18 protein-coding genes are annotated in these 23,616 nt (G+C 41.6%); 13 read left to right on the top strand and 5 right to left on the bottom strand.

The features are described from left to right. Positions 1-231: 231 nt before the first annotated feature. The 4 genes from HG263_RS22560 to HG263_RS04610 all read left to right on the top strand — a co-directional run bounded on the left by HG263_RS22560 (position 232) and on the right by HG263_RS04610 (position 7,537). Complete coding sequence (locus HG263_RS22560) at positions 232-4,680, top strand: di-heme oxidoredictase family protein (protein ID WP_171624870.1); 4,449 nt, start codon at positions 232-234, stop codon at positions 4,678-4,680. A gap of 291 nt (positions 4,681-4,971) precedes the next feature. After that, on the top strand, positions 4,972-5,580 hold the full coding sequence (locus HG263_RS04620) for a hypothetical protein (RefSeq protein ID WP_171624869.1): 609 nt from the start codon (positions 4,972-4,974) through the stop codon (positions 5,578-5,580). A 233-nt stretch (positions 5,581-5,813) separates the two neighbouring features. Beyond that, entirely contained in the window at positions 5,814-5,981 is a 168-nt protein-coding gene (locus HG263_RS04615) for a hypothetical protein (RefSeq protein ID WP_171624868.1), read from the top strand. A gap of 551 nt (positions 5,982-6,532) precedes the next feature. Next, positions 6,533-7,537, top strand: coding sequence for a sphingomyelin phosphodiesterase (locus HG263_RS04610; protein ID WP_171624867.1), 1,005 nt, complete (start codon positions 6,533-6,535; stop codon positions 7,535-7,537). 184 nt (positions 7,538-7,721) lie between these two features. Here HG263_RS04610 and HG263_RS04605 read toward each other — a convergent pair whose 3' ends face one another. Beyond that, a complete protein-coding gene (locus HG263_RS04605; protein ID WP_171624866.1) occupies positions 7,722-9,491 on the bottom strand; it encodes an immunoglobulin-like domain-containing protein in 1,770 nt (589 codons plus the stop codon). A 198-nt stretch (positions 9,492-9,689) separates the two neighbouring features. Between HG263_RS04605 and HG263_RS04600 the strand changes: the two genes are divergently transcribed. Then, positions 9,690-9,842, top strand: a complete 153-nt coding sequence (locus tag HG263_RS04600) for a hypothetical protein (protein ID WP_216628340.1) — start codon at positions 9,690-9,692, stop codon at positions 9,840-9,842. A gap of 78 nt (positions 9,843-9,920) precedes the next feature. On the opposite strand, the gene HG263_RS04595 is transcribed toward HG263_RS04600, so the two are convergent. Next, on the bottom strand, positions 9,921-10,451 hold the full coding sequence (locus HG263_RS04595) for an AidA/PixA family protein (RefSeq protein WP_171624865.1): 531 nt from the start codon (positions 10,449-10,451) through the stop codon (positions 9,921-9,923). A 726-nt stretch (positions 10,452-11,177) separates the two neighbouring features. Here HG263_RS04595 and HG263_RS04590 point away from each other — a divergent pair. Then, a complete protein-coding gene (locus HG263_RS04590) occupies positions 11,178-11,858 on the top strand; it encodes a DUF4386 domain-containing protein (protein ID WP_171624864.1) in 681 nt (226 codons plus the stop codon). Positions 11,859-12,148: 290 nt separating this feature from the next. Continuing rightward, on the top strand, positions 12,149-12,499 hold the full coding sequence (locus HG263_RS04585) for an outer membrane protein assembly factor BamB family protein (RefSeq protein WP_246239860.1): 351 nt from the start codon (positions 12,149-12,151) through the stop codon (positions 12,497-12,499). A 124-nt stretch (positions 12,500-12,623) separates the two neighbouring features. Here HG263_RS04585 and HG263_RS04580 read toward each other — a convergent pair whose 3' ends face one another. Next, positions 12,624-13,997 (bottom strand): hypothetical protein, encoded by a 1,374-nt coding sequence (locus HG263_RS04580; RefSeq protein WP_171624863.1) that lies wholly within the window; start codon positions 13,995-13,997, stop codon positions 12,624-12,626. A 168-nt stretch (positions 13,998-14,165) separates the two neighbouring features. Here HG263_RS04580 and HG263_RS04575 point away from each other — a divergent pair, with 168 nt between their 5' ends. Together HG263_RS04575 and HG263_RS04570 are read left to right on the top strand one after the other, a co-directional pair. Next, complete coding sequence (locus HG263_RS04575) at positions 14,166-14,528, top strand: HopJ type III effector protein (RefSeq protein WP_171624862.1); 363 nt, start codon at positions 14,166-14,168, stop codon at positions 14,526-14,528. 74 nt (positions 14,529-14,602) lie between these two features. Further along, positions 14,603-14,821: a YHS domain-containing protein gene (locus HG263_RS04570; RefSeq protein WP_171624861.1), complete on the top strand. Its 219-nt coding sequence runs from the start codon at positions 14,603-14,605 to the stop codon at positions 14,819-14,821. Between the two features lie 194 nt (positions 14,822-15,015). Here the strand turns inward: HG263_RS04570 and HG263_RS04565 are convergent, their stop codons facing one another. Next, a complete protein-coding gene (locus HG263_RS04565; protein WP_171624860.1) occupies positions 15,016-16,221 on the bottom strand; it encodes a PDDEXK family nuclease in 1,206 nt (401 codons plus the stop codon). A 419-nt stretch (positions 16,222-16,640) separates the two neighbouring features. Here HG263_RS04565 and HG263_RS04560 point away from each other — a divergent pair, with 419 nt between their 5' ends. The 3 genes from HG263_RS04560 to HG263_RS04550 all read left to right on the top strand — a co-directional run bounded on the left by HG263_RS04560 (position 16,641) and on the right by HG263_RS04550 (position 21,772). Continuing rightward, positions 16,641-19,115 (top strand): penicillin acylase family protein, encoded by a 2,475-nt coding sequence (locus HG263_RS04560; protein WP_171624859.1) that lies wholly within the window; start codon positions 16,641-16,643, stop codon positions 19,113-19,115. Between the two features lie 225 nt (positions 19,116-19,340). Beyond that, positions 19,341-20,525, top strand: a complete 1,185-nt coding sequence (locus HG263_RS04555) for a serine hydrolase domain-containing protein (RefSeq protein WP_171624858.1) — start codon at positions 19,341-19,343, stop codon at positions 20,523-20,525. Between the two features lie 86 nt (positions 20,526-20,611). Further along, on the top strand, positions 20,612-21,772 hold the full coding sequence (locus HG263_RS04550; RefSeq protein ID WP_171624857.1) for a helix-turn-helix domain-containing protein: 1,161 nt from the start codon (positions 20,612-20,614) through the stop codon (positions 21,770-21,772). 59 nt (positions 21,773-21,831) lie between these two features. Here HG263_RS04550 and HG263_RS04545 read toward each other — a convergent pair whose 3' ends face one another. After that, positions 21,832-22,704, bottom strand: coding sequence for a LysR family transcriptional regulator (locus tag HG263_RS04545; protein WP_171624856.1), 873 nt, complete (start codon positions 22,702-22,704; stop codon positions 21,832-21,834). Between the two features lie 161 nt (positions 22,705-22,865). Between HG263_RS04545 and HG263_RS04540 the strand changes: the two genes are divergently transcribed. Next, positions 22,866-23,552: a glutathione S-transferase family protein gene (locus tag HG263_RS04540; protein ID WP_216628339.1), complete on the top strand. Its 687-nt coding sequence runs from the start codon at positions 22,866-22,868 to the stop codon at positions 23,550-23,552. Positions 23,553-23,616 lie beyond the last annotated feature (64 nt).

Genomic DNA, 23,616 nt, shown 5'->3' with positions numbered 1-23,616 from the left:
AAGCGCTTACATGCTAGGTTTATAATTCAGCATACAATTACACAGCACAACAAAGATGTGTTGGTAAAGCTCGTATGCTTGAAAAGGCGCAGTCTTTTTCAATTATTTGGAGTTGTTATAAATTGAAATGTAAGCGCTTTCATTTCTGTTGTTTGTGAAGTGATTAAAAGGATCCGTTTTTTAGTGGTTGCTCACTAAAAGAGTTTTATACATTACATTTGGAGACAAAAAGTGAAAACGAGTAGCAAGTTAATCGCAAGGCTCGCAAACATTGGCCTTATAGGCATGGTTGTTTGCGCGTCTTCGCAAAGTAACGCGGCTGTGGGTAATTTACTTTGGGAAGATAATTTTAATAGTCTAGATACCAACACATGGAGCATAGATGTCGGTGACGGTTGTGACCAAGGAATATGTGGTTGGGGTAATCAAGAACTACAGTGGTACAGTGAAAATAATGTCTATATTAGTGACATTGTAGGTGAGGCGGGAAACAAAGGCCTTGTGCTGGAAGCTAAAAACCAAGCGCTAGGTGGTAAGGCATTTACCTCAGGTAAGATCCAAAGTAAAAATAAGCTTGCTGTGCAATACGGCATGATAGAAATAAGAATGAAAGTATCAGATGTCGACACAGGGCTTTGGCCGGCACTTTGGATGCTAGGGACAAGTACTGCAAGCTGGCCAGCAAAGGGCGAAATCGACATCATGGAGATGGGACAATCTCAAGCCGATCGTAATGATGCTGGCTTTCCCGATGCACCAAGCAATAACTATACAGGCTCAAACTTAATTTTTTATACCGATGCTGCCTGTAATGAAGGTAATCCAACTTGTGCGGCAAGTGTGGCGTATAAAACCGATAATGCGCATTTGTCTTCAACCCCCTTAACTAACCGCTTTGTGACCTATCGCACTTATTGGACCGAAGAGAGCATCCGCTTTACGGTTGAAGATAACGGGGTTGAATACGATATGTTCGACAGTCCTTTTGTTATCAGTGAAGAGTCAAACGAATTTAACGCGCCATTTTATTTATTGATGAACCTAGCTGTAGGGGGGTTGTTCACCGATGCACTTAGCAACGAACAGGTAAGCGCGCCACTTCCAGGAAAGATGGTAGTGGATTATGTGCGCATTTACGAGCTAGATGGTCAAGGTGAAGTGTTCAGCGGTAATATAACCCAACCAGAGGTTGGCACTTTTAGTGTATTCAGCGAGGGACCCAGCGATAATCAGTTAGTGCCTGGAAGCAATGCCGATATTTATGTTTGGAACCAAAACTCACTGACTCAAGGCGATACGCCAGCCTATGAAGGCAACGAAGTGATAGCGTGGCAATACTCGCCTGCTCAGTGGTTTGGCGCGGGTATTCAAAGCCGCCAAGCACGTGACATGAGCAACTTTAGAGATGGCTACTTAAACTTTAAGATTAAAATCCCTGCTGATGTGAGTTTTAGAATCGGCATTGCTGACACTTACACCAATGAAAATTGGATCACTTTCCCTGCAAATACCAATCAGTATGGCTTTGTTCGTGATGGTCAATGGAGTGAAGTACGCATTCCTATCGCTGAGTTAGCGGGTAGCCTAGTGGCATTACAATCAATAAAAAACCATTTCAATATTGTTTCCGTTGCGGGGCAAGAACCTAACTACAGCTTTCAAATGGCAATTGACGATATAACATGGACAGGGGGGGGCAGTGGCCCAGGCCCTGTAGATAGCGATCAAGATGGGGTTGAGGATAGTGTCGATCAATGTCCCAATACGCAACCAAATGAAGAGGTTGATGCCAACGGCTGCCCAATCAACAATTTACCCGATGGGTTGGAGCAAGTCTCTCTCGACACGTTAATATTTTATGTAAACACCACAGGCTGGGCGGATGTTCATTACCGCGTGAATGGTGGTGTGCAGCAAAATGTTCGAATGCAAGTCATTAATGGTCGTAATGAGTTGACGATATCGGGGCTAAAAGTTGGCGACGAAGTGAGCTTTTGGTTTACTTACTTACAAGACGATGGAACGGTGAGAGATACCGCTGAACAAACTTATATAATTTCAGAGCCTGCTTCTGGGAATGACAGCGACGGTGACGGCGTGAACGACGGTATCGATCAGTGCCCAAATACGCCTGTGGGAGATGTTGTTAATGCCGATGGGTGCAGCATTTTAGTTACTGAACAACTTCGTATCGAAGCGGAAAACTACAGTAATTATTTTGACAACGATATAGGAAACACAGGGGGCGAATATCGCAATGATGATGTTGATATTGAGCTTACCAGTGACAGTGGCGGTGGTTATAACGTTGGTTGGACATCGGCGGGAGAGTGGCTTGAATATCAGGCTAATTTAGGCGCAGGTAAGTATAATTTAACCGCGCGTGTCGCCTCTTTAGTTGGTAACGGCGCTTACAACGTTTTAATTAACGGTAACCTAGTTGCCAGTAGCGTTGTGCCTGCAACAGGGGGCTGGCAAACCTATATTAGCCAAAATATTGCATCGGTTACGTTAAATGAAGGTGTGCACACTATTCGCGTTGAAATGGCGGGCGGCGAGTTAAACCTTAACTGGTTAGAATTCAATATTGCTGGCTCATCTAACCATGATAGTGACAACGATGGTGTGCCAGATGATCTAGACCAATGCCCTAATACGCCAGCCGGTCGCCAAGTCGATAGCCAAGGATGCGAGGTTAGCTTTGGCAATATTGTTCCACTGTATGACTCAACAACGCCGCTAGAGCAAGCGGTGAGTTATGACCGTGGAGATGCGTTAATTACGCGCTTTGCGGATCGCGGCCGTGACCGCCATGCCAAAGAAGATCAGTTTCAAATCTACGACCATTATTTATCGCATTATTGGGAGCATCGTACCGCACAATTTGAAATCGCTGACTTTGTTGCTAAAGGTGGCTCGCGCATCGAGGTGACCTTTATTACAGAGTGGAAGCTCGGCGCGCGCGAATTTCGTGCTTGGTATCGAGGCTTAGGCACGGTTGCTGAGTACCACGGTAATTACTTTGGTGGTGGTGCCGTAGTTGAACTAGATAATGGCAGCTATGACACAAATTTTAATAAAATCAGTGATGTGGGTGACCAATATCGTTATCGGGTGATTATTGATGATTATAGGCCGCTTAATTGGGATCCCGCAGCTGGCTTTCTTCCGCTCGAAGTAGGCCAGCGTATGGAGTTTGAAGTCAGTCAATTTCTTGATGCGCCACCGCAAGGGCGAGAAAACTATTATGGTACAACGTATTTATACATTGTGGGTGAAGGACTTGTTCCTTGGAAAACCGTCGGTGACTTTGCCGACCCATCATCGCAGCGCGAAGATTCTTACCCAATTGCAAAACAGGGCTGGTTAGGGGGCAAAACCACATTGCCATACAATTACACCAACGAACCTGACAACCACTTTATGCAAATGGCCACCAACTTATCAAATCAAAATGGACAGCCATTTGTTCAAGGGCGACGTGTTCACCATAGTAGTTTTGTCAATGGTGAACACGATGAACGCAACGGAGAAAATGGTGTATTCAATGCGGTGGTTGGAAAGTCAGGCCCGCATTATATCAACGACAGTTGTGCGGGTTGTCATGTCCGTAATGGTCGTGCAGCACCGCCTGCGGTGGGTGATTCGCTAGCAAAATGGGTATTTAAAGTAGCCGATATAAATGGCAACACTCATCCATTGTTAGGAAATGTTTTGCAACCTAAAAACATAGGTATTGATGACGAAACGCAAGGCGAGGGAGAGGTAACCATAGCTTCGTGGACTGACAATAATGGCTTACGCTCGCCCAATTACCAATTTAGCAAAACCGCCCCAGCACGTTATTCTGCCCGTATAGCGCCTCAGCTGGTGGGGTTGGGGTTACTTGAAGCGATACCAGAGAGTGCAGTATTGGCTTTGGCCGATGAACACGACAATAACGGCGACGGTATTTCGGGCAAAGCGCAACGCGTGAGCGACCCGATCACCGGTCAAACACGATTAGGGCGCTTTGGCTACAAAGCGGCGGCAGCATCAATTAAACACCAAGTTGCGGGTGCATTTAATACGGATATGGGAGTAACTAACTCGGTATTTCCAAACCCTGACTGCGGTGCATCACAGTCAAGCTGTACAAGTACAGGTATTGAAGTGTCTGATCAACATCTCAATGAGTTAAGCAAATATATCGCTTTGTTGGGTGTAAGAGCGCAGCGCGCGCTTGACGACCCGCAGGTGCAATTAGGAAAAACACGATTTGCATCAATTGGTTGTGAAGGGTGCCACACAGCAACTTTTGAAACCAGTGACTATCATCCTTTTGCAGAATTACGTGCTCAAACGATTCATCCGTACAGCGATTTATTATTGCATGACATGGGCCCTGGCCTTGCGGATAACTTAGGTGAAGGTTTAGCCAGTGGTGCAGAGTGGCGAACTGCGCCATTGTGGGGCATTGGCTTGTCTGCGTGTGTGACAGGGGGAGTTGATAATATTTTAGGTGGGCAAGGCAATGAGTTTTGTACTGCACAGCCAAGTTATCTGCACGATGGCCGTGCAAGAACGATTGAAGAAGCTATTTTATGGCATGACGGAGAAGCGCGTGCAGCAAGGATTGCCTACGAAAGCTTGTCGGCAAATAATAAATCTGCCGTGTTGGCATTTTTAAATTCACTGTAAAACTACGCGCGCTCAAAGATTATTGGGCGCTGCAAGCTTTTTGACCTGCCAGCGCTCGATTTGGTAGCAAAACGCAAGACCTGATAATCCTCTAGTCAGCCTCCGGGGCCTTCGTTAGCTATGCTAACAGGTACTGAAACCAAGACTGACCTTACAGGTTATTATTATCTTTGATAACTTGCTTAGTTATGGTGTTTAGCTATTTTTAACTTGGCTTATAGTCTACTTGATTTTTGAGTGAGGCTTGTATGGCTAAATAGTTAATTAAATTTTGTTAAAGGATTATTTATCATGAAAAAAATATATGCATTGATAGCATTAGCTGGCGCAACGTTTGCTTCTTCTTCTGCGTTAGCGCAGCAAGGCAATTGTACTTTAAATCTTGTAAAGGAAGATGGCAATTTTTCTCCTGCTGATTACGATGCCAATGGAAGAGCAACATACGACGTAACCATGCCTTTTACCGATGGTTATTATCCAAACCCTTGGACGAGCACTCAGCCTAAACCTCGACTGCCATTTAGTAACTGTATTACTTACTATGGTGTACCGTACAACGCCAAAATCAACAGTGTTAGCTATAGTTACACATTCAAAGAAGCGGTGTTAGTGGCCAACTATGAAATACTGCTTGGTTTTTTTAGCACACAGAATAGATTTTATAACGAGTCTAAAAGGGGAGGAGGTTTTCGTCGAGGTTCAGGTATCCCACTCAACGGTGCAAATGTAAGCGCTTTGGCTAATGGAAAACTGTTGAAAGATGTAGAGCTAGAGCTAAGAAGTCGCGTAGTTAACCCCGAAGTTAATAGTGACTGCCCATCGTATATCCCAAGGGATGAATGCAGAACTAAAAACACTCGTTTAACACACTTTACGGTCAATATTGCTTGGTCAAACTAACCTGACTTGTATTTAACAAATACAGATTGAGTTGATTGAAAAAACAAGCCTTATAGTTAAGAGTAAACAGTCTAAATGGTTGAGAAAGGGCAGTGGATTGGCTTGTATTCCTTAAAAATATGTACTGGTTTAATTTTATTCATTTTTAATGGTGCGTTTTTTGTGCAATCTTATTTCGTGCAATGTTAATTATTGCCAAATAATAAAATGCTAACGAATATAAGGAGCATAAAATGAAACTTAGTAAAATTAAAAAGCAAAAGCTAAAAAGTCTTAGCCAAACTGGTAACAAGTTAAATAATGAGCAAACTCATGCTGTTGCTGGTGGTACATATACAAACCCTGCATTAACTTGTATTTCATGTTTAACTAACTGCCCACTGTACAAGTGTAATGTGTAGTCAAACTAAACTCGTTTAATAAAAGCCATTTTGTTAAATACAATGAAAGTCAGATTAAACGTCTTAATTTCTTTAGTTTAAACTGATTGAGTTGAGAGGTCTGGGCTGACCCAATAGCCTCTCAACTTTTTTGTCAGTGGCGTTGTTAAAGTAGCAGCCCTGATTGTTCGCTTATTGCTCATGCTACTTTGAGTACTTTCCTAGCAACAATAAATAAAAACTAAATTATTTTATATAGAGCCTTTTTGTTCACTAGGCTGAGGCTCTTGTGCTACTGCATAGCTTGGAATTGGAGTACCTCTTAGAGCTGTTTGCTAAGCTAAGAGGCTGTTAATAACACAATAATGGTATTGGCGACTCTAGCAAAAAGCCATTTTAAAAGTCTTAAAAACCACAAAAAACCTTCATATAAAACTCATTTTTACGCAACCGTTCTGACATTTATTATCGCTACCTTTGGGCTCCTAATTTCACAATTTATCTTTTTAGTCAGCAGGTTAGGTGTGAATGCCGCGATTAAAACTAAAAAATAATGCAGTACGGAGAGCAAAATGAGAATAATAAAGTATGTGATGTTATGTACGTTGATTTTGTTAAGTGCACATAGTGTAGCAGACTCACTTAAAGTGATGGCCTATAACATTATGCAATTAAGTGTACAGGATTGGGACCAAGCTAACCGAGCGCAACGTTTGCCAGCGGCGCTAATGTCGTTAAACGATAGTCCAGATGTTATTTTGGTGAGCGAAGTGTTTAATAGTGAGGGCGAACAAGCATTGGCTGCGCTATCTACTCAATATCCTTACCAAACACCTAATGTGGGACAAGATTGCAGCGGTAGTGGTTGGGATGCGTTGACGGGTAACTGCTCAAATAGCCCGTTTGTTATTCGTGGCGGGGTGGTGATTATCTCCAAGTATCCCATTATTTCGCAAAAGGCCCATGTTTTTAATCATAGTTTGAGTGGCAGCTGGGATTATATGGCAAATAAAGGCTTTGCTTATGTAGAGATAGAAAAAAACGCGCAGCGTTATCACCTAATTGGCACCCATTTACAAGCAACTCATGATGGTAACACAGAAGAAGAGCATCGTGTTCGTATGGGGCAGCTTAGCGAAATTCAAACGTTTATTGCGGCCCAAAATATTCCTACCGACGAGCCTGTAATTGTCGGTGGTGATATGAATGTTGAGTGGAGCAAGCAGCGTGAAGTGACAGATATGCTAGAAACAGCACGTGCACAATTGAATTTTCAAACGCCAATGATTGGTTCATTTCCAGCAAAATATAATTGGTTCACGAAAGCCAATGCTTACTACTTTGACTACAGCTTAGAGTATAACGATACGCTCGATTACGTTTTTTGGCATCGTGATCACAAACAGCCTACGAACAATCCGAGTATGACTGTTCGATATCCTAAAGCAAACGGTAGTTGGTATTGGAGTTATTTGAAAGGGAATTGGAACTTAAGCAGTGGCCGTTATTACCATGACGGCTATTACAACGAGTTATCAGATCACTACCCAGTACAGGTTAACTTTGAATTTCAATAGTCGTATTGTTATTTAATGAAAAAGCACACCAACAACTTGGTGTGTTTTGAGTTACTACAAGTCCTAAGTCATAAAGGGTTTATCTCGCTCTTTTTTAAAGTGGCTGTCTAGCTCACCTTTAAAGGGCAATGGTCTGTTAACATCGTCGTATGTTAGCAGACCATAAAGTACTATGGTTTAATGGCTATAGCCCGCATTTAGCACCGTAGCAGATAACGTCGGAGCTTAAGAATAGACTTTCAAGGTGAATGTTTTTAGTTAAATCAATTGTCTTCAAAGGATTAAAGCTCAAAGACAAAACTCTTAGCTCAATATTGTTACGCACGTTTAGTTCTACGAGCTTGTTATCATCAAGTACCAGTTTTTCAAGAAGTAAGTTTTCACTTACATCAATATCAGCTAATTGGTTGAATGAGCAGTAAAGCGCATTTAAATTAGAAAGGTGCTTTACTTCAATATTAGTAAAGTTGTTACGTTCGCATATTATTGTTTCTAACTCTAAATTATAAGTTAAATCAGCTTCATTAATTTGATTGTAACTGATATCCAGCCCTGTAAGGTTAGTGTTGTTTGTAATATCAAAGTTGGTTAGTTGATTAAACGACAAGCTAAGCTCTATTAGTTGAGTTTGTTTACTCACGTCAACTGCGGTTAAATTGTTAGCTGCTAAATCAAGCTTTTCTAAATTGATGTTGTTGGAGACATCAATATGCTTCAATTGGTTAATAGATAAGTTTAAATGCTTTAAGTTAGTGTTTTTTCTTAAATCAAGACTTTGCTTTGATAACCCAAGGTTATTATATTGTAGGTCTAGGTATTCAAGTTTGGTATTTCTCGTCAAGTCTATCACTGTTATTGAGTTGAACTTAGAACTGTCATAGTCTCCTGGTGCAAACTTACGTATGTCGACTAGTGATTCATAATAGTCTGCACTACCAAGGTCCAGCTTTGTCATGTTTCGAAGGTGCTCAATACCAGCAGCGCTTTGAATACTTCTGTCTCTGCACACCACTTCTCTCACTTGAGAGGCATACGTTAAGTTTTGCTCAAGTAAGCAGCTTAACAAGTTTTTGTCTTCAATAATGTTCTCAAGGTGGATATCTTCCACGACAATCGTTCTCGAGGCGGTCGCAATATTACCTTGTCTGTCTGTTGCAGTGTATTCAATAGAATATTCACCCATTACCTCAGTGTTAAGATTGCTAGTTGTAATAACTGGCACTTCTCCATCTAAGATATCCACTGCATTTGCACCTGGTTCAATGTAATCTAAACCAAACTTGATGGTTAATGGGTTATCACCTAATAATGTGATCTGAGGTGGCTTTGAATCTTGAACAATTACCGTTCTAGTCGCAGTGGCTGTGTTACCCAGTGTGTCAGAAGCAGTATAATTAACAATGTATTCGCCTACCAATTGTACGTTTACGTTGCTTTGTGTTGTAACAGAAACTGCGCCATCTGCGAGGTCGAATGCTGTCGCCCCTTCATCTACATACTCGCTTCCACCCTCAACGATGACTGGATTGGCGCCTAAAATGGTAATACTTGGTGGTAAGACATCTTGAACAATGACCTGTCTTGAGGCTGTAGCGATGTTTCCAGCTTTATCTTGCGCTGTATATTCGACGGAGTATTCTCCAACTTTACTTACATTGACATCACTGGTAACTGAGACAGAGACTGCACCATCATTTGCGTCAGTAGCCTCAGCGCCTGCGTCGCTATAAGGTGTACCGAAGTCTATGGTGATGGGGTTGTCTCCCATAATGGTGATGCTTGGTGCTGTAGTATCTTGTGTTACAGAGTTGTCATTGGTATTTGACCCTGCATTTGTTTCTTGACTCGTGTTAGTTTCAGGGGGGGCCTTGTTCCCTTCATCTGAGCCTCCACTGCACCCTAAAAGGGTGCTACAAAAGATCAAAGTTACAAAGCAGTTGGTTTTATAATTCATTTTTATTGTGGACACACAGTTCTAAAAATAGGGCCAATCATACTTGTTTTATAAATAGGGTCAAACCTAATTTGGACTAATATTATTGTACTTATCACGAAGAAGAGAAGAGCACTGATCACGACTACATAAGCTAAGAATAGATGATGTACGCACTGTCTATATACAAAACTGTGGTGAATTTAAAACTTATCGAGTATGACTGTTCGATACCCTAAAGCAAACGGTAGTTGGTATTGGAGTTATTTGAAAGGGAATTGGAACTTAAGCAATGGTCGTTATTACTATGATGGCTATTACAACGAGTTATCAGATCACTACCCAGTACAGGTTAACTTTGAATTTCAATAGTCGTATTGTTATTTAATGAAAAAGCACACCAACGACTTGGTGTGCTTTTATTTTGATTGGGAATTTATAGTCGCTTAATTAAGCAACTTGAATGAACGGGTCCCAAGTAAAGTAGCCAACCACATTACCTGTTTGATTGTTTACTAATGCAAATGATAGCGTGTATTGGATCCTTTGATTTACTTTGGTCAACTTAGCTTGATAAACAGAAAAGTTGTTTACAAAGTGCTCGAATGTTGTAGGAGCCGTGTTATCACTTGGAACTAGGTAGTTGTTTTCTTGCTGAATTTGGCTACCAAATGCTTCAATACCATTCGAAGGATTAAAGCTACCATTGTAGATACTTGCAGTAAAATCAGTGTTATTACCAAACGTAGTCATTGACCACTGCAGAAAGTCACCTGATTGTGCTTGTATGGTAAGCTCTGATTGCCCTTGATCGTTCACCGCAACACTGTGCTGTGCAATCATAGAAATAAATACATCAGAACTACTGTAAGAACCTAAAACGGTTGGTCTGTCTGCGCTACCTGCACTTAAAGAACCATCTGCAACGCGATTTGCGAGTGCATCGCCGTCAACTGCAACTAAAACGTTAATTTGTGCCATTACTATATCTCCTTGTTGGTCATAGTCATTTCCCCATGCTGTTATTGATATGCAACACAGCATGGAGCCCTTGTGCACCTGAACAGATTTAAACACCTGAACAGTGTTGTAACGTTAGTCGAAAGTCTAAAAATTGTTATTACACGGGATTACACCAATTGAGCAAAAAATCTAAAAAAGGTTTTAGGGGGAACTGTTGTTAAAATACTTTAAAATTAATGGGTTAAAGTTTTTTTGTGAGCTAAAGGTTATATGCTTTATAAAATAAATCATAGTATAAACAAGGGATAGCAAAGGCGACGTAATGATTAAAAGACCCAGCAAGTCTTACTCTTAAGCGTCTACAACTTAACGGCTGTTATTATTTGGTATAGATACGATTGCATGAATATGATGAACCTTCGAGTTCAAATGCGTGAGTTTATGCTTGTACGGGTTCAAAAAAGTTTAAAAGTAATGTGATGAGGGTCATTCATTATAAAAAATACCCCTCAATCTAATCGTTGTATGTTGTTGAGTTATAAGCTTTTTATTTTTATGGGTTGTAACTTACTAAAAAATATTTGCATAAAATGTTCGAATAGGCCTAGTCGGACGACAATAAGGTCTCGCTACTAGACAATTGAGTTATCTCAAGACAGATAAACGCTGCCCACACTAACTAACCTCAGCTGAGGTTAACTAAGTGAGCTGTGATTAATACGATAACTTTAAGGAACTTTTATTATGAGTACCCAACTTGCTGCGCGCGCCATCGCCATACTTTTTTTAATCTCAACCAGTTCATATACCATTGCTGATTCTCTCAGTTATGAGTTTTTAGTTGCTCCAGACTTTCTTAACCAAGTCGCTCAAAATAGCTGGTCGCTTTCGTTGGCTTCATTACTTGAGTTTTTGAACTGTGCGGCAGTTGTGGGTATTTCAGTGCTACTTTACCCAATTATTAAACAGTACAATGAGCGGGTTGCGATTGGTTATTTGGCTGGCCGTATAATTGAAGCGGCCACATTACTTCCTGCTGCAGTTATATTGATTACGCTCACCGCCATGGGTGAAAAAATGTTGGCAGGTTCAATTGAGCAATTTGAGCAACTTTATGTGATGGGAACAGCGTTAAAACATGAGCGTTTTGCAACCTTCTCAATGGGAATGTTATCGCTGTCGGTTGCTGGCTTCTTCTTAAATATTACTCTCTTTAAATACCGTATCATTCCACGTCTTCTGTCGGGTTTAGGGTTAGTCGGATATGCAACACTACTTTTAAAGGTTGTTTTCGATTTCTTGGATGTCAGCATCAGTGGCACTTGGATGTACATCCCAGGTGGCCTGTTCGAGTTTTTACTTCCTATTTGGTTACTATTTAAGGGCTTTGATTTAAGCCATAAACCCAATCCCCAGAGCTGCTAACTAATAAGTTTCGCTTTACACCTTAAACAGGTGTAAAGCGCTGCGCTTATTAAACTTAAAGCTTACTTTGACATATTTGATAACAGTTTTATTTTAATTTTTTAGGTACTAAGGGTTGCGCCTTAAACGTAATTTTGTTTTTTTAAAGTATAAGTAAACACCCTCTGGTTTGGATCCAAATAACGCCTAGCGTGGTTAAAATAGCGTTATTAGAAACTCGCATATCCATCGCTGAGGTTAAATGGGTTACTTGAGTTATCGCAGGCTATCAACTGCAATACAGGAGCAACATGATGGATAAACTATTACTCGGTATTAAAGGTCACGCTATGTGTTTGGATAAGCACACAGGGAATAAAATTTGGTCAACAAAATTAAAAGCCACGTCAGGGGTAACAAACATGTTTGTTGACGGTGATTTGGTATTTGCGTATTCGGGTGGCCACTTGTTTTGTTTAGATATTCATAGCGGTAATATCAAGTGGGAGAACAAATTAGAGGGGATGGGGTATGGCCCGTGTATTATTGGTACCGAAGTGCAAAATGCATCGGCGGTTACGGCTCATTCTGCGGCGCAGCAAGCATCTGTAGCGTGCACCGCTGCTGTGGTGGGGGCAAGCGTGAGCCAAGGAAGCAGCTAACTCCCCCCTAGTGGTAGTTACTCTGATTGAATAGTTGCTATTGAACGTATGCACAGTTGATGAGTTGAGCTATGAATAGGCCGCGTAGCTAACACAACTCAAGTACACGATCGTGTGAGCGTTTTTAGCTTTTACTTACCTCGGCATCCATCAGCTCAATCGCAACAATTTCTGAACGGTTCATGGTGAGTTTATAACGCTCTAATTGCACTTCTTGGTTATTGGTAAAGCGCAGTACTAGGTTAATTTGATAACGGCGCTCTACTGATCTTTTTGATACCTTTTGGCCATCTAAGGTGTAGAGTTTGCCAGCGCCTTTTTTTAGATAACGGACAAATGACGCCATGTTAAAAGTGATACGCTGTTGTACTTCGTCATATCCAGGCAAAAACTCGCTAAGATTAACCTGATTTTTGCTGCAAAAATGCATCAAGTTAGCCGCTTGTTTATTCTGTTGCCGCCTTTGTTTAAGTAGCTGCACCACCTCTTTAGGAAGATCTTTTTTACGAATATGTTCAAGCCAAATAGTTTGCGTACAGACGATATCGTCACTGACTGAGCTTTTAAACTTATTACGCCACTTTGGGCGGCCCCTTTGTATTAGTCTCCACGCCCATTGAGTTAGGTCTTCTTTGAAGGTTTCTCTAAGGCCATAAATTACGCCCAACAATGTGATAAGTGCCAAGGTGACTTCTTGGAAATTTGTACGAGCATTGAGTACGATAAACATCACAAAGGCCATAATTACACCAGTTACAAGGCCCTTAACCATGCGTTTTACATTTAATGTAAGGTCGGCGGTTTGTTTGTTAAATACTACACCATATTCAATAAGCCGCTCGAGTAACTTCATTTTGTTAGTGATGCGATTGGGGTCTTCTAACGTAACCTGCGAATTATAGGTTTGCTCAGCGCGGTACTGGTTTTCTTGCTGGCAGAAGTTGATCAAAATAGCGCGCTCTTCACTAAAATCGTTCGACTTAGGGCCATTAGCCAGCAGCTTTAAAAATGCTTGTTCTGTGTGCCAGCTCAGATAATTATCGGCATTTTGAAAATATGATTTGAGTTTGTTGTCTGGTGGCGTGTAACGTCTTAGCTTTTTGAGTAAGCCTTGTATTTGCTCAACTAGCAGTGTTGCTTCAGGGAAAAAAATCTCGGCTTCTTTGAGCTGTAATGTCGCTTTAACATCTGCATCTAAGGCGATTCTGATCTGATAGCAAAATAGGTTTAAGTTGAGTCGGTAACCCGTTTTTTGACCTTTGTTTTGACTGATAAAACGACTATGCACAAGTGGTAAGTGCAATTGCTCAGAGTAGTACGCACAGTGGGTTTTTATGTTGGCATTGAAAAAATCTACTTCGTTAAGGGTTGTTTCATCAATCCCCATATCCGTTGGTATCGAAAAATATAGGTCAAGCTGACTAGTCTCTTTTGGCAGGAGCTGATAGTGAATTTTAAAAGATAAATTTTCATCTTGGCTTAGTATTGCTCTGCTCACTCTTAGTTACTACTCCCTGAATTATATACTTTTTTAAGTTTAGCACAGTGGGTTATATTACAGGAGGTCAGTTTATAAATAAGACGGTAAAAGCAGTGGTCTGAGCTGAAAATGATTATCCCTAGTTCCTAAAAGTGATAATGTTGTTTTTTTATTCGAGGAGTCCCTATGTTAAGCAATCAAAAAGCCGAGATTGAGGCATTTATCGCTCAGTTAAATAATGATGAGCAAAGTGTCGAGTTTGAGCAAACTATAGAGCTGATTGACCGCCATTATCAATTTACCCCTGTAGCTTTTAAAAATGGTGAGCAACACAACGAAGCGGGTACTAATCTTGGCTCCTGCAAAATACTGGCATTTGCACAATTGCAGCAATTGAGCGAAGAAGCAACCTTGCAGTGTTTTGGTCGGTTTTATCGTCAAGACGTATTGCAACACCCTGATGGGATTGATCATGGCAATATTCGCAACTTTATTAAATTTGGCTGGCAGGGCGTGAAGTTCGAGCAATGTGCGCTTGAGACAATTTAGGTGGTAAAAAGCAAGTACAATGGAATATGCCAACTTACTTTATTTATCGTTATTAAAAATAGGGCTGTGATCGTATGAACAAGTATGAAAACAAAGAAGCTATAAACAAGTTTTGCCCCCGCTCTGGTAAGCCAGTTGAGCCTGACTCGCTGACGCAATATAAAGGTTTAGTGGTTGGATTTTGTAATTCTGGTTGTCGGGATGACTTTGCTCGCAATATTAATAACAGACCTAACGACGCCAGTTATTTTGATGTGCTCATTAAAGAGCATGGGTTAAGTACATCTACGTGACGCAAAGACTAAGGGAAACCGGCCTCGCGATATATCGTACTTGGCGGCGAAACAACAAAAAAAGAAGGAGTTTTTAATGAAAAAATAGTGATGGCAGGGGGCTTCAGTAGCTGTATGAACTTGAACAACATCACCAAGCGAAAGCGCTCAGGCCTAAAATTATTATTTAATACGAAAGTTAAATTGCTAAGCGCTTAATGTGTATAGGTCCAACGGGTCAGATCGAGGTAGCCTGCTTTTTCCAATTCCTGCATACTTAGGTGCTCTTCTTCCATAATGCGGATCACTCTTTGAATAATAAAAGGAAATGCATAACCAAATCTAATCTCATTAGGTAGCTCGCAAGTGTCTTGTGCCATGTTCTTGTTATACTCTTTTTTAAAGGTGTACTCTTTTTGGAGCAATTGTTCATAAAGTGCATAGGGAATATTTAAGGGAATATCCATTTTTGCAACGCTAAACGACGTCAATACCTCTGGCAGAAGTTCCGGTGTGGGTGGGGCAATACGGATTTTTTGGTCGTCCAGGCCAATCAAGTTCAAGTTTAGTGACGATTCAATGAGTCTACGTAATAACAAAGGCGCCCATTCACCTGTGCTATCGTAATCCATCATATAAAATCGCAGAGTTGAATTAGAAAAAACTAAACGAATGATTTTTTGGATATGTTGCTCTTGACTTTCCAAGCTTCTTAGCTGTTTTCGCAACGCTAGCTTTTGCCATCGCTCGCTTGATGAGAGTTTTTTTGTATGCAGCAAAGCTTGTAGCTGTGCTTGTATCTGATCTGATTCTCTTTGTCGGATGATAATACGGCCTGTTGGTCTAGCATGTAAATCTTCCATCGCCTCTAACGCCGCCAGTCGCCATTGCTCATCTTGCAGCTCTAAACGCTGTTGATTTGTGTACCATGTTGTTAGTAACGGTGCATAAAGGTCATTGCCACCATGGATAGGAAAGTGCTTTTGTGCGACTTGCTTATGTAGAGCCACTTTTCTGACCAATTCCGGCCAAAAAATGATATGTATTTTAAAAGAGTAAGTGGCATTGCCGTTAATAAGGCGGACATGCTCTTCAAGCGTTGCATCGGCTTCAGCGGTAGTGAGCAGATAAAATTCTTTTAACTTAGGCGTAAATTTACTTGCCGCTTTGAGCTCCGTATCTATATCTTTTTTAGATAGTTTTTTTATCGGCCAACGAGATTTTTTCTTACACTGTAGTCCAATTGGATAAATGCTGCCTCGCGCAGCGACAATATCGACACCACATTGGCTTTGTCCGCTACGGCCGTGGCGAATGAGTTCATGGTTGTCCCACATACATTCAAATAGATCAGCACATAGTTCTTCAAACTGCTCCCAAGAACGGGGAGGGGCGTATTCATAGTGGACAAGTGGTGACACATAAGCTCCATTTAGTATTATTTTTCATATTGTTAGATTTATAAAATACAACTAAACCACATTTAATTCAATCAATGGACATGTCTCACGGCGTGTATGAATAATGTTGAGATTTGCACTGTGTCTGGCTCTTTTTGTCACACGCATATCTGTCATTAAATGGCCAGCGGATACCTATATGCAAGTTGAAGTTTGATGTTTTTTCATATGGCTGTACCCATTTTTTTACAAGGTGTTGGTTAAATAAAAATCAGCGGTATGAAAATTTTAATTTCACACATAAGATGTAACCTGAATTGGTACAAGAAATGAGCAGTTTTAACGATCAGTTTTAACGAACAGTTTTAACGAACAGTTTTAACGACCAGTTCTAATTTCCGGTTTTTATCACAAAAGTTTACGTTAAGGAGAAACACACAGTGAAACAACATACTTTTGAGCGGGAACGACGGATTTCCCGAAGTCGCTTTGCCAAAGTTGCAGCATCGATGTTACTTGGCTTAGTACCATTTTTACTCAAAGCTAATGAGTCTTCAGTTAAAACAACGGAGTTAACAGCACCACAACTGAGTAAGCCCGCAACTATTCAAATTGATAAATATGGCATCGCTCATATCAGTGCAAGTAGTGAAGAAGATGTGTATTTTGCGCAAGGGTTTAACATAGCCAGAGAGCGCTTGTGGCAAATAGACTTGTGGCGAAGAAAGGGATTAGGCCTTTTGTCGCAGGCGTTTGGACCAGCCTTTATCGAACAAGATAAAGCAAGCCGATTGTTTTTATTTCGTGGTGATCTGGATCACGAGCGCTGGCAGTATGGTTATCATGCAGCATCGGCACTCGCGCATTTTGTTGCCGGCATAAACCATTATATCGATATGATAGAGGCAGGACAGGTGCCTCTGCCCAGTGAATTTGCATTGCTCGGTTATCAGCCACTTAAATGGCATGCGGACGACATTTTAAAAATTCGCAGTCACGGATTAAGTCGCAACATCAATAGTGAAGTAACGCGGGCTAAGATTATTCGAGACTTCAGCTTAGAGCTAGATGCACTGCGCGTTAAGCTTGAACCACAGCACACCACCAGTGTACCCAAGGGGGCAAACTACGATACCTTACCGAATGATGTGCTTAAGTTATATACGTTGGCAACGTCGGGAGTGCGGTTTTCTGATGAGCAAATTGAAGCTGCATCAAAAACGTTGGCTAATTTCCAAGAAGGCAAAGGCTTACTGCAGCAAATTGAAAATGAAGCGTTGGCCGCAAGCGCACAGCGACAATTAGGCAGTAATAACTGGGCAATCGCGCCCTCTAAAACCGCCACGGGTCGTCCGATATTGGCATCGGATCCACATCGTGTAAATACCGTGCCATCAGGGCGCTATGCGGTACATTTAAAGTCCGATACGATGAACGTGATTGGTGCAGGCGAGCCATATATTCCTGGTGTTTCTTTAGGTCATAACGGCCACATAGCATTTGGTTTCACGGTATTTTCTGCCGACCAAGAGGACTTGTATTTCTACGATATCAATCCAAGTGATAGTCACTCCTACAAGTATCATCATTACTGGCAACCAGTAGACACAATAACAGAGTCTATTCCGGTAAAAGGGCAAGCTGATGAAGTTGTAACGTTAGAGTTTACGGTACATGGGCCGGTTATTTATCGTGACCAAATCAACAACACATTGTATGCGGTTCGGGCCGCTTGGTTAGAGCCAGGTATGGTGCCTTATCTAGCCAGTTTAGAGTATCAAAAGGCACAAAGCTGGTGGGAGTATCGTTTTGCGCTTTCGGCCTTTAAAAACCCATCAGAAAACCATGTGTATGCTGATACTCGCGGGAACATTGCGCTCAAAACAGCAGGCTATGTGCCGTATCGCGATAATTGGGATGGCTTATTGCCAGTGCCTGGGGATGGCCAATATGAATGGTTTTGGCGACTGCCTATCGACTTTTTGCCCTATCAGTATAACCCATCAAAAGGCTGGGTTGCGTCAGCAAACGAAATGAACTTTTCAAGCAGCATGCCGTTTCATATAGGTTATGAGTGGGCAGGGGATTATCGTTATCGTCGTATTGCACAGGTACTAGAGGGCAGTAATGATCACAGTATTGCTAAGAGCTTAGCGCTGCAGGCAGATACCTTGTCACTGCCTGCTAAAGAATTAGTTGATGCTATTCCTCTTGCCAAAATGACTAACCCGGTTGCACAACAATTACTTATAAACTTGCAGTTGTGGGATAAGCATATGACAAGCTCATCAACACAGGCAAACTTCTTTAGTAAATGGTGGCATCGCTATTTACGCCCAACCATTGTTAGTACGCTTGCGCCAAACGAGGCGTTTCCTTATCTAGCTGACTTGTCTAGTTTTGGTGACCAAGGGGTGGTGCTTGATATGGTTTCAGCGGCCTTTATCAGTGACGATACAGCCACTCAGGAGCAGATGGCAGGTTTGATCACCAATACACTATTGGCGTGTGCGTCAGATTCAGCAAACTTAACCACCCCTTGGGGGCAAAACCATACGGCTAGATTAGTGCATCCACTCACACCATTGTTACCTGAGGCATATCATAGTTACTTTAACCCTTGGCAAGACCTGCAAAGAGGCGGCTCAATGGATACGGTTAACGCTAATTGGCATGCGTATAACTTAACGAAAGACTTTTCAACCGTTGCAGGTACTACTTGGCGTATGGTGATTGATGTAGGTCAGTGGGATAACTCAAGAGTAATGAATGCGCCTGGGCAATCGGGCGATCCTAATAGTCCTTTTTATCAAAACCTAGCAACGCAATGGGCGGCAGATGAGAGCATTCCTTTGTTTTATTCAAGTCACTTAATTGATGAAAATACGGTAGAGCAAATTAAGCTTATGCCATAGTAAAGTTTGAAAGGCTATAAACACCTTGCAGCATGCACTTTTAGTATAGCTGCAAGGTGTGTGGTGCTTGTTTTTTAAGCAATTTAAGGTGCGCATGGTTTAGCAATGACACTGAGGTGCGCTTTAAAGTGTGTAAGTTGCTCCACCTGTTCAGCTAAGGTTGGGTACAGGCAAGGCATTGTTTAACGATATTATCTCGATTAAAGCTATTTGAAGGAACCATCGTTGAGAAAGGGAATAACCACTATTACGTTGTTAGGTTTGTTTATGTCATGGCAACTGGCTGCTCATGTTCAAGCAAATACCCAGCAAAACTATCACACTGTATATCAATCCATGTTAGATAAGTTGGTTTCAGAGTATATACCCGGAGCTGTGCTTTATGTTGAGTCAGAGCAAGGGCGCTTTATAGGCAGTGCAGGGTTTCAAGACTTAGCAAAGAAGCAGCCAATGGCAACTAATATTGTGATCCCCAATGGAAGTGCAGGTAAAAAACTCACAGCGCTATTGGTGGCTATGCTCAATCAGCAAGATGTATTAGAACTGGATGCGCCCATTAGTCGTTATTTAGACAAAAAGCTATTAGCTCAAATTCAGTATTCAGAGGCAATGACATTACGGCAATTGCTTAACCATACGAGTGGCATAATTGAATATAACGACGTTGGAGACTATGCATTTTTTAAAGCCCAGTATGCTAAGCAAAAGGAAGTGACCACCGATGAGTTTCCCTTAAGTTTTGCGCTAAACCAAAAGGCAGAATTTGCTCCTGCAGAGCGTTTTTCATATTCGAATACCGGGTATGCTCTGGTAGGGGTGATACTAGAAGGCGTGTTAAAGGCTCATCCGGCAAGCGCGATTAGAAACCAAATTTTACGCCCGCTGGGTATGACATCAAGCTATTCAAAAGGGGTAGAAACACATCAACCAGAACTTGCCTCTGGCTTTTTTATCAATGATGAAGACCCAGACTTTCCGACCCCAATGAATGTCTGGGTAGATATGAAAAAAATCATTGGTACAACGGCCACATCTGATGCGCCTTTGGCATCCAATGTTATCGATATGGCCAAATTACTCAGGGCAATTGTGCGCAGTAATGAGGTGGTAAGTGAGAATGTTCGAAATCAGATGATAGGTGAACAGCATTTGGTTGCGTCATCTGGTCCGCGCTTTTATCGAGGGTCTAAATTTCGCTATGGTCTAGGTGTGTGGGTTGAAGAAATAGCGGGTAATAAGTTTTATCATCATGGCGGCACTGAATTTGGTTATTACACCCAAAATATTTATATCCTAGAGGGAGATGTGAGCATTACCGCGTTTGTAAATTGTGGGGTAAATTCGCGCTGCGAATCTGCATTTCAAGATTTTACCTTTGAAATAGTCGATTCATTTTTACATATTAGGTAACTTAGTGCCTAATAAGCCAGTTGAGGTACTCCTGCTATGCTAGGGGTAATAAAAATTTTATTTAGAAACAATAACAAAGAGTCATTATGAGTGTTGCTATTTTTCCAACCATTGTCTTTTCTGCCAAGTTAGGCGTTGCCGGGTTAGCAATTGCTCAGTCAAGTTTTGGTTATGGTAGCTTGCAAAAGTATCGCAGTTTTTTAACGGCGGTATTGGTTTTGTTTTCGATACATGCCCTTGGCGACTTGGTTTTAGTGTCAGGTGGTTATCGTTATGTGCCTAATTTAGTAGGACTACAATTACCACTGACAACTTTTATTGGCCCTGCCTTTTACTTTTATACCCGCTCTTTGCTACTGCGGGCAAATAAAAACAGCATCAAGTCGATTATTTTAGCCTGTGTGGGGCCGGCTTTGGTGATGCTCAGCTTTATGCCGTTTGCACTGCTGGTCAGCGCTGAGCAAAAGCTTGCGTTGGCAAACCCCGCTACACGTGACCCAGCGCTTTACCAATTTGCACTGTTAACTTGCTTAAGTACAACCTTGGTGTTTTTAGGCACAACGTTAACATATTTTAGAGCGGCATATATGCTGCAAGTAAAACACAGAGCCCAGCTCATGCAGCGGTTTTCTGATATTCAAAGGCAGTCATTAGATTGGTTACGTATCATACTCATTCTGTGGGGAGCCGTTTGGTCTCTTTACTCGATTGAGTATTTTCTGGGCTTTATAGGCGTCAAGTGGATAGGCTCTGGGGTTATGATCCCAATACTAGAGCTCGTGTTGCTAGTGGCTTTTGCCCACTTATCATTAAACCAGCCAAGGTTAGATGAGCAACACAAAACGCAAGAACCTGAGCCTGCTACACCTCGAATAGCAATTTTGGACCCTCAACGCATGACGCGTATTGCTGATAAATTGCGTCATGCAATGGAACAGGAGCACTTATTTAAAGACAACGAGCTGTCTCTTAGTCGCTTATCTAGTGCTATAAATGTGTCAGAAAACCACATATCGGAAACGTTATCTCAGCATTTGCACTGTAATTTTTTTCAATTAATTAATGAGTATCGAGTCGAAGAGGCCAAGCGTTTATTAGCCTCCACTGACCACTCAATTGTAGACGTGTCGTTTGAATCAGGTTTTAACTCTCGCTCTACATTTAACACGGCGTTTAAAAATGCAGTTGGGTTGACGCCATCGGCTTATCGACAAGCAAATTTAGAGATAAATACCAAATCGGCATAACAGTATCTGAGTACATAACCACTAAATACGTACTCACATGCTGGTTATTGTCTTTTGGTTTAGCTCAAAAATTCAGAGCTTTGAAAAAACTCAGCAAGGTAATCAAACACGATACGAACACGTTTTGTATTTCTTAAATCTGGATGCATTAAAAGCCAAATATCACTGACCTTTGCAGGTTTAAAAAGGTCAAGTTGTTGAATTTGGGATCTACTTTGATCAATTGGTAAAAATGCGATGCCCAGCCCTTGTTGTGCAAAATAAGACATGCTTGTTAGTTCATCGCAGCGAATAGTGATTGCTTCACTGTGGTGTTTCTCCAGCCACGAAAAAGCGGCAAGGTTTAGCATGGCACCTGTGCCACCTATGAGTGGATATTGACCAAGTGTTTCAAGGCTTGGTTGCGCCGAGTATTTCTCAAAAAAGCAATCAGACACAAACATGCCCCAAGGGATGGCAGACACCTTTTTGCCAATAAGGTGTTCAGGAGGGGAGTCGGTTGCCCTAATTGCAATATCTGCCACTCTCGAGTTTAGATTCAATGATTCATTGCTGGCAAGAATTTCAAACGTTATCTCCGGGTAGGCGCTGTTTATACGCTCAATCACAGTAGGCAAACAACGATTAGCAATATTATAGGGGGCTGTAATTTTCACCACACCTTTGGGCTGAAACTCTTTACCAACAATATGGCGCTCAATGTTTTCTGCACTTTGTAGCATTTGCTTAGCAAAGGTGAGCATTTCTTCTGCTAAAGGGGTGGGCACATAGCCTTTAGCGGCACGTTGAAATAGTTGCCCGCCAACGGATTTTTCTAACGCTTCGATTCTTCGAAAAGCGGTTGAGTAGTTAATGTTCAAGGCTTTGGCTGCGCTTGAAATTGAGCCATGCCGTGCCACCAATGACAGCACTTTTAAAGAATTCCAATCCATAAGGTTATGCAAATTTGCAAATTGTTTTTGCAAATATTGCCACTAATAATGCAAATTAGCAAAGTGCATACTGGCGCTATCATAAATGGTTTGAGGTTGTTTTAGGTACTTTTAGAGCCTCATTTATTTGACTTGCTTATCTTAGCTAATTAGGAAGTGATATGGTTAATATGAAATTTGAATTGGTGGCACATACGCTTTGTCCATACGTGCAGCGCTCGGTGATCACATTGTTAGAAAAAAACGTTGCCTATACGCGTACAGATATAGACTTGAGTAATAAACCAATGTGGTTTAAACGCTTATCCCCATTGGGAAAAGTGCCTTTGCTGAAGGTAAATGATGACGATGTGTTATTTGAATCCGCTGTTATCTGTGAGTATTTAGATGAAGTAACACCGGGAAATTTATTGCCAGAGCATGCTATCGATAAGGCACGGCATCGCCAATGGATAGAGTATGGGTCAAGTATGCTCAATTTGGTGGCAAACTATTACAATGCGGCTAGTGAAGCCGAATTTAATCAGCTATCAGGAGCGCTTCGAGATGGTTTTGAACGTCTTGAAACACTGATTGTTGGGCCATATTTCGCGGGGGAGTGCTTTGGTATGGTTGATGCCGTATATGCGCCTATATTTCGTTATTTTGACGTATTTGAGACGCTGACTGAATCACATCTCTTTGACAGATTACCCAACATCAATCAGTGGCGTGCTCAGTTATTGGCACGGCATTCTGTTATGGCGGCGGTAAAGCAAAACTACGCAGCTGAACTTACGGATTTTATTTGCGCAAAAAATAGTTATTTGGCGCAGTTAATCAAGTTGCGAAGTGAAACCCGTTTGTGATGAGCTTTGCAAGCATTGCTAGCTAAAATCAGCCAGAAATCATCAAGACATCAGGCATTTTATT

This window comes from Pseudoalteromonas caenipelagi (genome assembly GCF_013140855.1).
Taxonomy (GTDB): domain Bacteria; phylum Pseudomonadota; class Gammaproteobacteria; order Enterobacterales; family Alteromonadaceae; genus Pseudoalteromonas; species Pseudoalteromonas caenipelagi.
This window is presented reverse-complemented; position numbering and strand designations above follow the sequence as displayed.